Source organism: Chryseobacterium turcicum (assembly GCF_021010565.1).
Taxonomy (GTDB): Bacteria; Bacteroidota; Bacteroidia; order Flavobacteriales; family Weeksellaceae; genus Chryseobacterium; species Chryseobacterium turcicum.
On record NZ_JAJNAY010000002.1, the window covers coordinates 963,518 to 979,141 of the forward strand.

At 32.5% G+C, this 15,624-nt stretch carries 16 protein-coding genes; all 16 read left to right on the forward strand.

What is annotated here, in order from left to right:
- Positions 1-30 precede the first annotated feature (30 nt).
- Entirely contained in the window at positions 31-1,341 is a 1,311-nt protein-coding gene (locus LO744_RS19175; RefSeq protein WP_230672292.1) for a UDP-glucose dehydrogenase family protein, read from the forward strand.
- An 87-nt stretch (positions 1,342-1,428) separates the two neighbouring features.
- Positions 1,429-2,508, forward strand: a complete 1,080-nt coding sequence (gene rfbB, locus LO744_RS19180) for a dTDP-glucose 4,6-dehydratase (protein WP_230672294.1) — start codon at positions 1,429-1,431, stop codon at positions 2,506-2,508.
- A gap of 10 nt (positions 2,509-2,518) precedes the next feature.
- The gene (rfbA, locus tag LO744_RS19185; RefSeq protein ID WP_230672296.1) at positions 2,519-3,382 is read left to right on the forward strand and encodes a glucose-1-phosphate thymidylyltransferase RfbA; all 864 of its coding nucleotides are present in this window, start codon (positions 2,519-2,521) and stop codon (positions 3,380-3,382) included.
- A 168-nt stretch (positions 3,383-3,550) separates the two neighbouring features.
- Positions 3,551-4,399, forward strand: coding sequence for an ABC transporter permease (locus LO744_RS19190; protein WP_230672298.1), 849 nt, complete (start codon positions 3,551-3,553; stop codon positions 4,397-4,399).
- A 34-nt stretch (positions 4,400-4,433) separates the two neighbouring features.
- The gene (locus LO744_RS19195; protein WP_230672300.1) at positions 4,434-5,705 is read left to right on the forward strand and encodes an ABC transporter ATP-binding protein; all 1,272 of its coding nucleotides are present in this window, start codon (positions 4,434-4,436) and stop codon (positions 5,703-5,705) included.
- 10 nt (positions 5,706-5,715) lie between these two features.
- A complete protein-coding gene (locus LO744_RS19200) occupies positions 5,716-6,495 on the forward strand; it encodes a TylF/MycF/NovP-related O-methyltransferase (protein WP_230672302.1) in 780 nt (259 codons plus the stop codon).
- 17 nt (positions 6,496-6,512) lie between these two features.
- Positions 6,513-7,229 carry a class I SAM-dependent methyltransferase gene (locus LO744_RS19205; RefSeq protein ID WP_230672304.1) on the forward strand — a complete coding sequence of 239 codons (717 nt, stop codon included), beginning with the start codon at positions 6,513-6,515 and terminating at the stop codon, positions 7,227-7,229.
- The gene (locus LO744_RS19210; protein ID WP_230672306.1) at positions 7,222-8,121 is read left to right on the forward strand and encodes a glycosyltransferase family 2 protein; all 900 of its coding nucleotides are present in this window, start codon (positions 7,222-7,224) and stop codon (positions 8,119-8,121) included. The genes LO744_RS19205 and LO744_RS19210 overlap by 8 nt, the downstream gene beginning before the upstream one ends.
- Positions 8,122-8,291: 170 nt before the next feature.
- Complete coding sequence (locus LO744_RS19215; protein ID WP_230672308.1) at positions 8,292-9,158, forward strand: alpha-1,2-fucosyltransferase; 867 nt, start codon at positions 8,292-8,294, stop codon at positions 9,156-9,158.
- 95 nt (positions 9,159-9,253) lie between these two features.
- Entirely contained in the window at positions 9,254-10,279 is a 1,026-nt protein-coding gene (locus LO744_RS19220; RefSeq protein WP_230672310.1) for a glycosyltransferase family 2 protein, read from the forward strand.
- A gap of 15 nt (positions 10,280-10,294) precedes the next feature.
- Positions 10,295-11,071: a glycosyltransferase gene (locus LO744_RS19225; protein WP_230672312.1), complete on the forward strand. Its 777-nt coding sequence runs from the start codon at positions 10,295-10,297 to the stop codon at positions 11,069-11,071.
- Entirely contained in the window at positions 11,068-11,955 is an 888-nt protein-coding gene (locus tag LO744_RS19230; RefSeq protein ID WP_230672314.1) for a glycosyltransferase family 2 protein, read from the forward strand. The genes LO744_RS19225 and LO744_RS19230 overlap by 4 nt, the downstream gene beginning before the upstream one ends.
- A 166-nt stretch (positions 11,956-12,121) precedes the next feature.
- Complete coding sequence (locus LO744_RS19235; RefSeq protein ID WP_230672316.1) at positions 12,122-12,961, forward strand: glycosyltransferase; 840 nt, start codon at positions 12,122-12,124, stop codon at positions 12,959-12,961.
- Complete coding sequence (locus LO744_RS19240; RefSeq protein ID WP_230672318.1) at positions 12,958-13,791, forward strand: alpha-1,2-fucosyltransferase; 834 nt, start codon at positions 12,958-12,960, stop codon at positions 13,789-13,791. Before LO744_RS19235 ends, LO744_RS19240 begins: the two co-directional genes overlap by 4 nt.
- A complete protein-coding gene (locus tag LO744_RS19245; RefSeq protein WP_230672321.1) occupies positions 13,788-14,816 on the forward strand; it encodes an acyltransferase family protein in 1,029 nt (342 codons plus the stop codon). Before LO744_RS19240 ends, LO744_RS19245 begins: the two co-directional genes overlap by 4 nt.
- A complete protein-coding gene (locus tag LO744_RS19250; protein WP_230672323.1) occupies positions 14,813-15,595 on the forward strand; it encodes a glycosyltransferase family 32 protein in 783 nt (260 codons plus the stop codon). Before LO744_RS19245 ends, LO744_RS19250 begins: the two co-directional genes overlap by 4 nt.
- The last annotated feature ends 29 nt before the right edge of the window (positions 15,596-15,624 follow it).

Consider the following 15,624-nt stretch of genomic DNA (forward strand, 5'->3'; position numbering starts at 1 on the left):
TTTTGTCAGGAATTTTATAAAACATACATTTTGAATATAACAATAGTAGGAACAGGCTATGTAGGTTTGGTTACAGGAACTACCCTTGCAGAACTTGGCAATTCGGTTTATTGTGTTGATATTGATGAAAAAAAAGTAGAAGGGATGAAGAATGGCATCGTACCTATTTACGAGCCTAATCTTGAAGAAATGTTTCTCAGAAACATTCAAGCTGAAAGATTATTTTTCACCACCAAACTGAAAGAAGCTTTAGATAAAAGCGAGGTTGTATATCTTGCCCTTCCCACTCCACCAGGAGAAGACGGATCGGCAGATTTATCTTACGTTTTGAAAGTAGCCAACGATATTGGCGAACTCATGACAGAATATAAAGTTGTCGTTAATAAAAGTACCGTTCCCGTAGGAACAGCCGATAAAGTAAGAGAAGCGATATCATCAAAAACAACGATTGATTTTGATGTGGTTTCAAACCCTGAGTTTTTACGTGAAGGTTTTGCGGTAGAAGATTCTATGAACCCCGCGAGAGTGGTTGTAGGATCAAGCTCTGACAAAGCAAAAGATATGATGGCAAAAATCTATCAGCCATTTACCAATACCGGAATTCCTATTATTTTCATGGATGAAAAATCATCCGAACTTACAAAATATGCATCTAATTCATTTTTAGCCGTAAAAATTACGTTTATGAATGAAATTGCCAATTACTGCGAAAAAGTAGGTGCCGATGTAGACAAAGTAAGGTTAGGAATGGGAAGCGACGACAGAATCGGCCACCGTTTCTTGTTTCCAGGAATCGGATATGGAGGAAGCTGTTTCCCTAAAGATGTAAAAGCTTTAATAAAATCAGGAAAAGATGACGGTTTTAATTTCCAGATTCTTGAAGCAACCGAAAAAGTAAATATTTCACAGAAAGTAATTTTGGTTTCAGAAATTGAAAAATATTTCAACGGAAACCTTGAAGGTAAAACTATCGCTATGTGGGGACTTGCATTTAAAGCTAATACAGACGATATTAGAGAAGCTTCTTCTTTAGACAATATCGAATTACTTCTTCAAAAAGGTGCAAAAATCATTGCTTATGATTTAATCGCTGAAGGCAATGTGAAAAAATTACTGGGTGACAAAATATCTTACGCCAATACAATGTATGACGCTTTAGAAAATGCCGACGCATTGTTTATCGCAACAGAATGGCCAGAATTTAAAAATCCAAATTTTGATTTGATGGCTAAAAAAATGAATAACAAGGTTATTTTCGATGGAAGAAATATGTTCCCATTGGAAGTTCCTGAGCAGAATGGCTTCTATTATAAAAGCATCGGAAGAAAAACGATTCAATAAGAGCCAAGGAAAAAGTAAAAAGATTCAAATAAAAACAGAAATGAATACCAAAAGCCAAAAACTTACGGTTAAAAGCATATTATCAATATGAAAAACATCATCATCACAGGCGGAGCCGGGTTTATCGGTTCACACGTTGTAAGAGAATTTGTAAAAAACAATCCAGATTCTACCATCATCAATCTAGATGCTTTAACGTATGCCGGAAATCTTGAAAACTTAAAGGATATTGAAAATGAACCTAACTATGTTTTCGAAAAAGCAGACATCACAAAACCTGAAGAACTAAGAAAGGTTTTTGAAAAATATAATCCAGACGCTGTGATTCATTTGGCAGCAGAAAGTCACGTAGACAGAAGCATCACAGATCCGATGGCATTTATTAATACCAACGTCAACGGAACCGCTAATCTTTTGAATCTTTGCAAAGAATTCTGGACTTTAAACCCAGACCACACTCACGGAAGATTTCCGAATGAGAAAAGAACAAATTTATTTTATCACGTTTCAACAGATGAAGTTTATGGCAGTTTAGGTGAAACAGGGTTTTTCCTTGAAACAACTTCTTACGATCCTCAATCTCCTTATTCAGCTTCAAAAGCAGCTTCAGATCACTTGGTAAGAGCCTACGGAAACACGTACGGAATGCCTTTTATCATTTCTAACTGCTCAAACAATTACGGACCGAATCATTTTCCTGAAAAGTTGATTCCGCTTTGTATTTCTAATATTATTAATGAAAAGCCTTTACCAATTTACGGTGACGGGAAATATACGAGAGATTGGCTATTCGTCATCGATCACGCCAAAGCGATTCACCAAATTTTCAATGAAGCTAAAACGGGAGAAACTTACAATATTGGAGGTTTCAACGAGTGGCAAAATATTGATTTGGTTAAAGAATTAATTAAGCAAATGGATGAAAAGCTTGGAAATCCTACAGGGTATTCTGAAAAACTAATTACTTATGTAAAAGACAGACCAGGTCACGACAAACGTTACGCGATTGATGCTACGAAATTAAATTCTGAATTGGGCTGGAAGCCATCGGTAACTTTCGAACAAGGTTTAGGAAAAACAATCGACTGGTTCTTAGAAAATAAAGAATGGCTGGAGAATGTAACCAGTGGAGATTACCAGAAGTATTACGAAAAGCAATATAATTAAAACACGCAAGATGAAAGGCATTATTTTAGCCGGAGGTTCCGGAACAAGACTTTATCCCCTCACGATAGCCGTAAGCAAGCAACTGATGCCTGTTTACGACAAACCGATGATTTACTACCCTCTTTCCACATTGCTTTTAGCAGGAATTAGAGATATCTTAATCATCACAACTCCGCATGATCAGGCAGGGTTTATCAAACTTTTGGGTGATGGATCTCAATTGGGATGCAATATAGAATACATTGTTCAGCCAAGTCCGGATGGATTAGCACAGGCTTTTATCTTAGGAGATCAATTTATTGGCAACGATTCTGCTGCTTTGGTTTTAGGTGATAATATTTTCTATGGTTCTGAAATGGGAACTTTATTAAAAAATAAGACCAATCCCGATGGTGGTGTTGTTTTCGCTTATCACGTAGCAGACCCAGAAAGATATGGTGTTGTAGAGTTTGACAAAAATCTGAAAGCAGTATCTATCGAAGAAAAACCTACCCATCCAAAATCGAACTATGCTGTTCCTGGATTGTATTTTTACGATAATGAAGTGGTAGAAATTGCAAAAAACATCAAACCTTCCCCAAGAGGCGAGCTTGAAATTACCGATATCAACAATGTATACTTACAAAAAGGAAAATTGGAAGTGGGTGTACTCGACAGAGGTACAGCTTGGCTAGACACCGGAACTTTTGATTCTCTAAATGATGCTTCAGAATTTGTACGCGTCATTGAAAAAAGACAGGATTTCAAAATAGGTTGCATTGAAGAAATTGCTTTCAGAAACGGTTTTATCAATGAAGAGAAGCTACTAGAAACCGCAACCAAATATGGTAAAAGCGGATATGGTGAATATCTTAAAAAGCTGATAAATAAATAAGAAATATTATAAAATACACAAAGCTACTAGTCTGAGATTAGTAGCTTTTTTGTTTAAAGAATAATAATTAATATATTAGCGATACATTTGTTTGAATATGAAGAATATTTTAAAATTCAGCAAACTGAAAATCAATTAATTATTTTAAATTTGTAAAAATTCCCACAAATGAATGAACCACAGCAAAAGTGGACAGAAACCATTGAAGACAGTCATTCTTTATTCGACTTGAAGCTAAAAGAAGTCTGGAGGTACAAGGATCTTATTTATATGTTTGTAAAAAGAGATTTCGTATCGAGTTTCAAGCAAACGGTTTTAGGTCCTGTTTGGTTTTTTATCAATCCTATCTTTACAACCTTGGCGTACCTTATTATCTTTGGGAATATTGCCAATCTTTCTACAGACGGAGCTCCGAAAATATTATTTTATCTTGCTGGCGTAATGCTTTGGAATTATTTCTCTAGCAGCCTTACAGGAACCTCATCAACATTTGCGAGTAATGCGGCAATCTTTGGAAAAGTATATTTCCCAAGATTGGTAACACCTATTTCTATTGTTATTTCCAACCTGATGCGATTTGGAGTACAGTTTTTATTGTTTTTAATATTATGGATATTTTATCTTATAAAAGGTGAGGTAGAACCAAACATTTGGATTCTTGCCACACCCTTTTTAGTTATTCTTATGGCAGCTTTTGCTTTGGGTGTTGGTATGATATTTTCTTCACTGACTACGAAGTACAAAGATATCAATATGTTATTAGGCTTTGGAGTCAGCTTGTATATGTATGCAACTCCGGTAATCTATCCTATTTCTGCATTAAAAGGAATTTGGAGAGAGCTAGCTTATTACAATCCGCTTACTGGAATTTTCGAATGTTTTAAGTACGGCTGGCTTGGCAAAGGAGACTTTTCTGTACCCATGCTTGGCATCAGTACAATTATTATTTTCTTTCTCTTAGCAGTAGGTACCGTAATCTTCAATAAAGTTGAAAAAACTTTTATGGATACTGTTTAAATAACAGAACAAGTAATTTTAAATTAAAAAAAACATGCTTGCATTAAAGGCAGAAAATATATCAAAACAATATCGTTTAGGACAAGTAGGAACAGGAACACTTTCTCATGACCTCAACAGATTTTGGCACAAAGCAAGAGGAAAGGAAGACCCTTATCTTAAAATTGGTGATACCAACGACAGATCTACAAAAGGTGACTCTGATTATGTATGGTCACTTCGAGATATTAATTTTGAAATTGAAGAAGGTGATGCCGTAGGAATTATCGGAAGAAACGGTGCCGGGAAATCTACTTTACTTAAACTCTTGAGTAAAGTAACCAAACCTACTACTGGAAAAATATATACCAACGGACGAATAGCATCTCTTCTAGAAGTAGGAACAGGCTTTCACCCAGAGATGACAGGTCGTGAAAATGTATTTTTGAATGGAGCAATTCTAGGAATGACTCGTAAAGAAATCACCAGAAAATTTGATGAGATTGTCGATTTTTCAGGAGTTGAAAGATATATCGATACTCCGGTAAAAAGATATTCTTCTGGGATGTACGTACGTTTGGCATTTGCTGTTGCAGCACATTTAGAGTCTGAGATTTTGATTGTAGATGAAGTTTTAGCGGTTGGTGATGCCGAATTTCAGAAAAAATGTCTGGGAAAAATGGGTGATGTAAGCAAAGGAGAAGGGAGAACAGTGCTTTTTGTAAGCCATAATATGACCGCTATAGAAAGGCTTTGTACTCATTCTATGTTTCTGAAAAACGGAAATCTTATTGACCACGATATTACCCCCAATATCATTTCAAAATATATTTCGGAAGACCAGAAATTAAGTTCAATGGTAGAATTCGGAAACGAAACCACCAAGAATATGACAATGCACAAAGTTTGGCTTGAAAATATAAACGGTGAAAATACTTCAGATTTTTTTTCTGATGAAGAAGTTTTTATCTGTATGGATTTTACAAACTACACAGACAACATTAATCTTATACACGCGCTGAGTATTACCAATGAAATGGATGTTATTGTATTGGCAAGTCATGACTTGAACCCTGAAATAAAAATCCGTAATAAAAACAAAAATTATATCACAAAATGTAAAATCCCTTCCCATTTTTTAAACGAAGGAACATTCACTTGCTCTTTAGGACTTATTGATGGGCTCAGCTATCAACCTTTCCTTTTCAAAAATGACATTCTGAAATTCAGAATCAAAGACAGAATTGGCGGAATCTCGGCACGAGGTCTTTATACCGGAGTATTTCCTGGTGCCGTAAGACCTATCTTGAATTGGGAAACAACATAAAAACATAAGAATGAATTTCATTACAAAATTAGCCAAAACATACCTTCGTAATCGAGGTTATGATATCATTATCCCAAAAGACAGTCTTGTTTTAGATCGGCGACAGGTAACCTACCAGAATGATCTGCTTTACACCTATCATTCATGCGACTTTATGAAAGATCCTAAATTTTTAGAATCTTATCAGCTCGGTAAAAATACAGATGGTGGTATGTTGCTAAAAGATTATGATATACAATGGAGAATACATGTCTTGGTATGGGCTGCCAACTATGCCAAAAACCTGGAAGGCGACTTTGCCGACTGTGGAGTAAGCAGTGGTATTTTTGCCCGAGCAATCATCAATTATATAGATTTTAACAGCACCGGAAAAACATATTATCTTCTCGATACATTTCAGGGAATGCATGAAGATTACAGCTCTGCAGAAGAAATGAAAGCTAGCTCTATATTGGGATATGATAAAGAAGATAAATTTGAAAAGGTAAAAAAAACATTTGAACCGTTTAATACCAAAATAATCAAAGGCCCTATACCAGAAACTCTTTCTTTGGTAGATTCTGATAAATTTGCCTTTATCTCAATTGATATGAATTCTGTAATTCCCGAAGTGGAAGCTTTAAAGTTTTTTTGGGACAAACTTGTACCCGGCGGAATCATTGTTTTGGATGACCACGGATATTCTAATTCTACAAAACAACAGGAAAAAGCACAAAATGATTTTGCTAAGTCGGTTGGTGCGGAAGTTTTATATTTACCAACCTGTCAAGGCATCATTATAAAATCATAAATAATAATCTGAAAAAGATGAAAAATATTTTACTAAAATTATTTAAAAGAAATACGACAAAACAACCTGAGCCATACGATTTTGACAAAAGCAATCCTTTGGGTGACGGTGGTGAAAGAGTAGATTTCACCTACACCTCTTCACTGGATATATCAAAACTAGATATGTACCAGCAAAATCATATTCAGAGATATTTATTTGCCGAAAAAAATATTGACAAGAACTTGGCATGTGGAGATTTTGCCTGCGGTACAGGTTATGGCAGTGTAATTCTTAGCAAAAAAAGCAAAAGTGTACTGGGAATAGACCTCAACACGAAAGTAATCGAAGAGATAAAAAAACGCTATCAAAGTATCAAAAATGTATCTTTTGAAAACAAAAATCTTTTGGAAATTGATTTTGAAAATGAATTTGATGCCATCATTTCTTTTGAAACGATAGAACATTTCACCGAAGAAAATATCTACAAACTTCTTTCTCTTTACAATAAAGGCTTAAAAAGCAAAGGAAAATTGATATTTTCGACCCCATACATGCAAGAAGAATCTGAAGATGCCAAAAAATTAGGTTTTCATCTTACCTTCTATATCAATGAAGAGAAAGTAAAAACATGGTTAGAAAAATCTGGTTTTAGCCTGAAAAAACATTACTATCAAAATTACCAGACCCACACCATTCATGAGGAACTGGATAATAAAGAATTTTTAATCTGTATTGCCGAAAAAAATGCCTAAAGTATCAATCTGTATTCCGACTTACAATAATCTTGAAGCCTTCGAAAGATGCTTCGAATCTGTTTTGATGCAAAATTTTCAGGATTATGAAGTGGTAATTACAGATGATTCTTCAAACAACGATATAGAGCTTTATCTACACAAGCATTCTCATCTTAAAAACATATCTTATTATAAAAACAGTACAGCTTTGGGTTCACCCGAAAACTGGAATGAGGCGATGAGAAAAGCCTCTGGTGATTATATAAAAATTCTTCATCATGACGATTTTTTCACCTACAATCATTCATTACAAATCTTTGTAGACTTACTCGACAAGAATCCTGAAAGTAATTTTGCTTTTGTAGCATCGAGAAATTTTGATTTGAAAAAAAACACTGTTTTAAGTTATAATAAACCCTCAAGTTCTAAAATTGAAGAAATAAAGAAAAATCCTTTAATTCTTTTGAATGGTAATTTTATAGGGGCTCCAAGTGCTACTATATTCAGAAAAACGATTTCTTCTATTTTTGATAATAATACAATATGGTTAGTAGACATTGATTTTTATATCCAAATACTCTTAGGAAATAATAATTTAATATATTCAGAAATTGATGCTATCAGCATAGGATCAAGTTCTACCCAGATAACAAAAAGTGTAGAAAGTAATAAAGCTATAAATGTTTTTGAACATTTTTATCTTTTAAGTAAATGGAACGTAAAAAAAATAAAAAATTCAGATTTCGACCATAGTACATATCTATTATTAAAGAAATTTAATATCAAAAGTTCTAAAGAGATTAGAAGTCTAAACTACAAAGGCTCACTTCCAAAAGATATAAATAGAAGCTTTATAAAGCTTTATAGTGAGAAAATAAGAATTTTTTTAAAAAGAAAATATAAAAATTAGAGAATTTTGTTGTTTTACCATGTAAATCTTTCAACTCAATTAAAGTGATATTAATGAATTGTACAATAGTAAATTTTTGTCAGATTTAAAATGGTGGGATAAAGATATTGATTGGTTAAAAACTAATCATAGACTAATGTTGGATATAAAAACCTTAATAAAAAAAATAAATGATCATCACTAAACTCAAAGGAGGACTAGGAAATCAGATGTTTCAATATGCTATTGCCAGAAGTCTTTCTTCTAAAAACACAGTATATCTCGATTTGTCTTTCCTACAAAATAATAATACTTCATCTGTTCATTTTACCAAAAGAGATTTTGAGCTCGGAATATTTCCTGTATCTTATAAAATTTCATCAGACAAAGAGAGAGAAGTTTTTTTTAGTAAATCATTAAAAAACAAAATATTACGAAAGCTCATATACGGAAACCTCACCCATATTACGCAGTCAGAAAACGAAATTGTAAACATATCCGCCTCTAAAAACATTTATCTTGATGGTTATTTTCAGTCTGAAAAGTATTTTGCGCACATCAGAGACATTCTGTTGAAAGACTTTACCTTTCCGGATCTAGATACTGAAAACAAAATTGTTCAAAAGAAAATAAACAGTATAGAAAATACTGTTTCTATCCATTTGAGAAGGGGAGATTACCTAAAACCAGATATTCAGAAATACCATGGTTCACTTCCTTCCGAATACTATTTAGAAGCCATCAATTTTTTAGAAGAAAATTTTGAAAACTGCAGTTTTTTTGTATTTTCAGATGACATCAGTTATTGCAAAGAAATTTTTAAGAATATAAAAAACATCGAGTACATAGACCACAACCACGGCAACAACAGCTGGAAAGACATGTACCTTATGACACAATGCCGCCATCACATCATTGCCAACTCTAGTTTCAGTTGGTGGGGAGCTTGGTTAGGACAAAAAGATGGGAAAACTATAGCTCCGAAAAATTGGTTTAATAAAGAGGTTGCAAACTTCGACATCCAAGATATCATTCCCCAAAAGTGGATTACTATTTAAAAACCTTAACGAGATGCAACTATAATTTTAGAGAAAATTTCACATTCATCACTAAACAACAATAATAAGATTATTTTTATCATAAAATAAAACACATGTCCCAAGAGCTCAAAAAACCTTTTATTTCTGTCTTAATGCCGATTTACAATGGCGAAAAATACCTGGAAGAAAGTATAGACAGCATTCTTGGGCAGACTTATGAAAATTTTGAGTTGCTATTGATTAACGATGCTTCAAATGATGCTTCAGAAAACATCATTCTTTCTTATCTCGATTCCCGAATTTTATATATAAAAAATGAGCAGAATTTAGGTTTAATAAAAACATTAAATAAAGGTTTAGACCTTGCCAAAGGTGAATTTATTGCAAGAATGGATCAGGACGACATTGCGCTGTCTACAAGGTTTGAAAAGCAGATTGATATATTTCACAAAAACCCAGAAATAGGAGTTTGCGGAACGTGGTTTACCTGTTTCGGGGAAGGTATAAAAGAAAAAACATTACAACATCCTGTAGATTCAGAAGCTATAAAAATAAACCTTTTGGGACGCTCATCTTTGGGCCATCCAACGGTAATGCTAAGAAAATCAACAATGGAAAATCTCAGATATGATGAAAATTATCAGTCTGCAGAAGATTATGAATTTTGGGTCAGTCTGTCAAGAGTTACAAGATTATATAACATCCCAGAATCTTTACTGAAATACAGAGTACACCAAACCAATATATCAGTCGTAGAAAACAGCCTGCAATCTCAAACGGCAAAAAAAATAATCGGTGACCAGCTTCTCTATTTAGGGATTGAAAATTCTGACATCAATATCAGATTTTGTGAAACACTGTTTGGAGGCTTACAAGTATTCCGCTTTGCTGCCGAAGAATTTATAAAACTTATTATCTTTACCAATCAACTTGAAGCAGCCAATCAGAATAAAAAATTCTACAGCGAAATAGAACTTAAAAACACAATTACACACAGACTTCTCACAATCTTTGGGAAAATAGAAAAGAAGAAACCTTCACTTATTTTTTTTATTTTGAAAAACAGAAAAGAAATAATAATACAAAACGGATTTTTGGGCAATCTAAAATTATCTGCAAAAATGATTTTAAAAAAATAATCATAGAACACTTTTATGCATACACTTACCCTCATAATTTCTACTTTAAACGAAGGAATTCTGCGTATGGAAAATACAGTAAAAATTGTGCACCCCCAGATAAAATATCTGATTATCCATCAAAAAAACGGCAAAACAGAACTTCCCTCATTTCTTAAAAGAGAAGATATCGAAGTAATCACCACTCAGTCAACCGGGCTTTCTAAAAGCAGAAATATAGGATTAAGAAACTGCAAAACAACCTATGCAATTATTGGGGATGATGATGTAGAATATCTTGAAGAAGGCATTGCAAAAGTTTTAGAGATTATAAAAGCAGAAGTTCCTGATTTTGCAGCATTCAAAATAAAGACTCCAGATGATGAACCTGAGTTTAAAGAATATGCAACTGAAAAACATGCTTTTGAAACTCATTATCCTGCAGTAGCTTCTATTGAAATTTTAATCAATATCGAAAAAATAAAAAGTGAGAAAATTGGTTTTGATGAGAGGTTTGGCTTGGGAACAAGATTAAGGCAAGGTGAGGAAGAGATTTTCATTAAAGATTTAATTAAAAACAATCTCAAAGGTTTTTACTATCCTATTTTTTTGGTGAAACACCCTTTTGAAAGTACAGGTACAAAACCAATAAAAGAATCGTTGAAATACTTCCTGAAAGGAGCTTTTTCAAAACGGACAGGTAAAAAAATGATGGTTCCTGATTTTGATTCTCCGTTTAGAGAACTCAAAAACAAAATATTTTTCTATCTTGGTAAAGTTTACATCTTAGTGACAAAACGCACTTATCTATGACATATCTGATTTCTATAATCATCCCCAACTTCAACCGTGCTACTCTCATAGAAGAAACGCTAGATTCTATCTTGGCGCAAAGCTATCAAAACTGGGAGTGTATTATTGTAGATGATGGCTCTACGGATCATTCTGTTGAGGTGATTCAAAAGTATGTAGAAAAAGATTCGCGTTTCAAACTTATTCAGCGCTCACCAAATTCTCCTAAAGGCGCCAATGCATGCAGAAATATCGGTATAGAAAACGCAGTAGGGCAATATGTTATTTTATTTGATAGTGATGATCTGATGACCCCGAATCACATTCAGGAAAAGGCTACAATGATCACTTCTGGTGATTACGATTTTGCCATAACAAAAACAGAATATTTTAATAATCCTGAAAATCACAATTCGATTAATTATCGTCATCTTTTTACATTGCCTATTTCTGCAGATCATTTTATTCAAAAAGAAATCAATTGGTTGACGCTAGATCCTATTATAAAAACAGAGGTTGCAAAATCAATTCGTTTTACAGAAAAAAATCAATCTGCAGAAGAATATAATTATTTTACAAAACTTGTTCTTACGAGTGAAAAAGCGATTGCAAAAGATATTGTTCTTTCGCTTAGAAGATATCATGATGATTCTTTTCAATTTGGAAAAAACATTGATGAAAGGCAAAGACAGATTAATTATTTTTATTATTACTGGGATTCTTATCTCGAAATTAAAGATTATTCATCGTTGAGCAAATCATCAAAAAGTTTTCTACTCGAGCAATGTTACATTATACTTTTTAATAATAAACTTCATTTAGATTTATCTAAATTTATCTTCGAGTATGTTAGTCTTCATAAATTTAAATCTTTGAAAAAAATATTTAATCTTTTAAGGTTATAGGTTTTAGAGAGTAAGTAATAGTCTATAGGCGAAAAATTAAAGCCTAATAATAAAACAATTCCATATAAGATTTAATAATATATTTTAAGCTTTTAAAATACCGAGAATAAATTCCAAAACCCAATTACTAATTACTAATTAGTAAAAAAACCATCAACTATTCAATATGCTTTCTATAATCATCTCTTCTTATCAAAATCATTTTTTTGAACAGATCTCAGAAAACATAAGCCAAACTATTGGTGATAAAATTGAATACGAAATTGTAAAAATCTGGAATCCCGGTAAAATGGGAATATGCAAAGCTTACAATTCTGGTGCAGCCCAATCGAAATATGACAATCTACTGTTTTTACATGAAGATGTTTTATTTACTGAATGTAATTGGGGTGAGAAGCTTTTACAAATCTTAACATTACCCAATTGTGGCGTTGTAGGAGTTGCTGGTGGAGATTACTATTCGTATGTTCCAGGAAGCTGGTGGAATTCTGGTCATAAGTTTTTACATTTTATTCAGACAGACAATAACGGGCAGCAATTTTTAAATAATAGATGTCATTTCCCGGAAAATGCCACAGGAATCCCTGTAAAATCATTAGACGGAGTTTTCCTTGCCTGCACAAGGAAAGTATATAACACCGTAAAATTTAATGAAAACATTACTGGTTTTCATGGGTATGATCTTATTTTTAGTTTAGAAGCTTCAAAAAAATACACCAACTTTGTAACTGATCAGATTTTAATTAATCACTTTTCTGCAGGATCAATTTCTAAAGAATGGCTGAATAACATCCTTAAAGTACGGTCTATAATAGGAATTCTCCCAAATCAGAAAATAGACATCAAGGTAGAAACAGAGAATTTTTATAAGCTTATTGCCTTACTGAAAAACTTTAAATACCCTCGTCTTGAATCTTTTAAAATTATTATTAAATACCTCAACCCCAAAATATTTGGAATAAAAAATACCTTAAAAATCATCAACAGAACCAAACACTTATTATGAGAGCGTTTTTAAAGAAATTTTTTTTTATAATTTTTTCATCTGGTACAGAGGTAATCATCACTCCAAAAGGGGCAAGATGGGGAAACTTGCTGTACTTTTTCTTGAGAGCCTATATTTTTGACCAACAGGGAAAATCACTCAAAGTACTTTATACCCCACATATGGATGATTTGACAGCCTATTTCCCTCAGCTTAAAAAATATATCATCACAGAAAATCAGGTAAAGTTTTATCATAAAAAAGATGCATCCAACAATTTTTATCAGGTTTTTAAAGAAGATTTTTCTGAGAAAGATCTAAATGATTTTATTAAAAAATATCTAGTGTCGTCAGAATTTGTGAAGTCGTTTTTATCATCGTTTTCTGAGCCTAGTCTTAATGAGCTCACGATCAACATCAGACGAGGAGATTTTTATGAAAAAGGAAATTCCTCTATTTATGGATATGACCAAATTGGTTTTATAAAACATGTTTTTGAAAATTATTTAAAAGACAAAAAATGGTCTAGAATTAATATTTTATCCGATAATATGCAATGGTGTAAAGAGAATTTTGGTTTTCTGAATGAGTATACCTCTAAACTGAATTTTCCAGATTTGAATGATCATAAAATCATTACCAGTTTTCTATGGGTTGCAAACTCAAAAAATTTAATTTTATCAAATTCTACTTTTTCTTTTTGGGCGGCATATATTTCAAATTATTTATACCAATCTCAGGAAAACACCTTTTGCCCAATATTTGGAAGCAGAAGAATAGAAAACACCGATCTTTATCAATATAATCCTCAATGGGTGATGATCAAAGATTTTAATTTTGAAACCGCATGATAAAACCTTTAACATCTTTGAGATTTTTCTTTGCCTTCTTTGTATTTCTGAGTCATTTGCAAGGAATAAAAAGTGACAATCCTATATTTAACTGGTTCGTTAGAAACATTTTTTTTGAAGGATATATTGGGGTGAGCTTCTTTTTTATTCTAAGTGGTTTTGTGATTTCGTATAGTAATGATTTAAAAATATCAAAAAATAAATTCGATACCATTCGGTTTTATAAAGCACGATTTTTTAGACTATATCCTTTGTATCTTTTAACCATGCTTATTTGCGCCGTATCTATCGCAAACATAAGTTGGTCAACATGGCTAATTAATATTTTTGCCGTACAATCATTTCTTCCCACTATAAACAATCATGTTATCAATGCACCGTCATGGAGTATTTCTAACGAATTCTTTTTTTATTTTTCCTTTCCATTTATTTTTCCTTTTATCAATAAATATAAAATAACGAGTGTTTTACTTTTGATTATCTTAAGTATCATTCTATTTTCGTTGTCATTAAAAGTACCAGATGCCTATATAAAATTTGTCTATTACATCAATCCGTTCAGCAGATTGCTCGATTTTTCTTTGGGGATACTACTCTATCATTTTTTTAAATATATAAATTCTACGAATCACAAAAAGCTTACGACTTCTACCTGGGAATATTTAGCAATCTTATTATTAATTGTATTTTTCTTGCCTCACAATGCAATCCCAAGAATGTATCGTTTTTCTGCGTATTATTGGATTCCAATGTCAGCAATTATTCTGATATTTGCCTTCGAAAAAGGCAGAATTTCAAAATTATTACAAAACAAAATATTGGTTTATTTGGGCGAAATTAGTTTTTCCTTTTACATGATTCATCTTTTTGTTATTACTAAAATGTTACCTTTTTTGGATGATACTAATCCTATTGCAACACTATTTATCATTCTTTTGGCTACCCTATTTTTTAGTATTTTGCTATTTGAATATTTTGAAAAGCCCGTTAATAAGTTTTTAAAAAGAAAATTTCTAAGCACATGATTCCAAAAAAAATACATTATTGCTGGTTTGGTGGAAACCCGAAACCTGAATCTTTTTATATCTGTCTCGACTCTTGGAAGAAAAATCTACCGGATTATGAAATTATAGAATGGAATGAATCAAATTTTGATATCAACTGCTGCACGTATGTAAAGTTGGCTGCAAAAAATAAAAAATGGGCTTTCGTATCTGATTACGCAAGAGCATTAGCCTTATTTGAGCAAGGTGGAATTTACATGGATATTGATGTGGAAGTAAAATTTTCTTTAAACGAATTTTTAATACACCGCGCTTTCTCTGGTTTTGAAATTACAGGTTCGCCTTTTACAGCACTTTGGGCAACAGAAGCAGGACATCCATGGCCCAAAAAAGTATTGGATTTTTACGATAAAAAAACTGATTTTGACCTTACCACCAATACTGTTTTTGTTTCAGATCTTTTGGTTAACGAATATAAAGTTAATCCCAATAAAGACGAATATCAGGAATTGGCAGACGGAATTGTAATTTATCCATCTACTTATTTCTGTCTTGATTTGCCTAAGAACTATGCAAGTCATCATTTTGTGGGAACATGGCACGAAAGAGATACACCCAATCCTTTCAAAGATTTTGTACACTCTCATTTTCATTTAAAAAACATAGTCGAAATGAAAAATGGGAAAAAAGAAATACACAATGTCGTCAACAATATGAAAAAGTTTTCTGCAGATGAAATTCTTAATCAATTTCCATTAAAAATGTTATTAAAGCATATTGTAAAGCGTTTAAAATCTTAAGTTTTTATTATTTTTACTGAAAATAACAT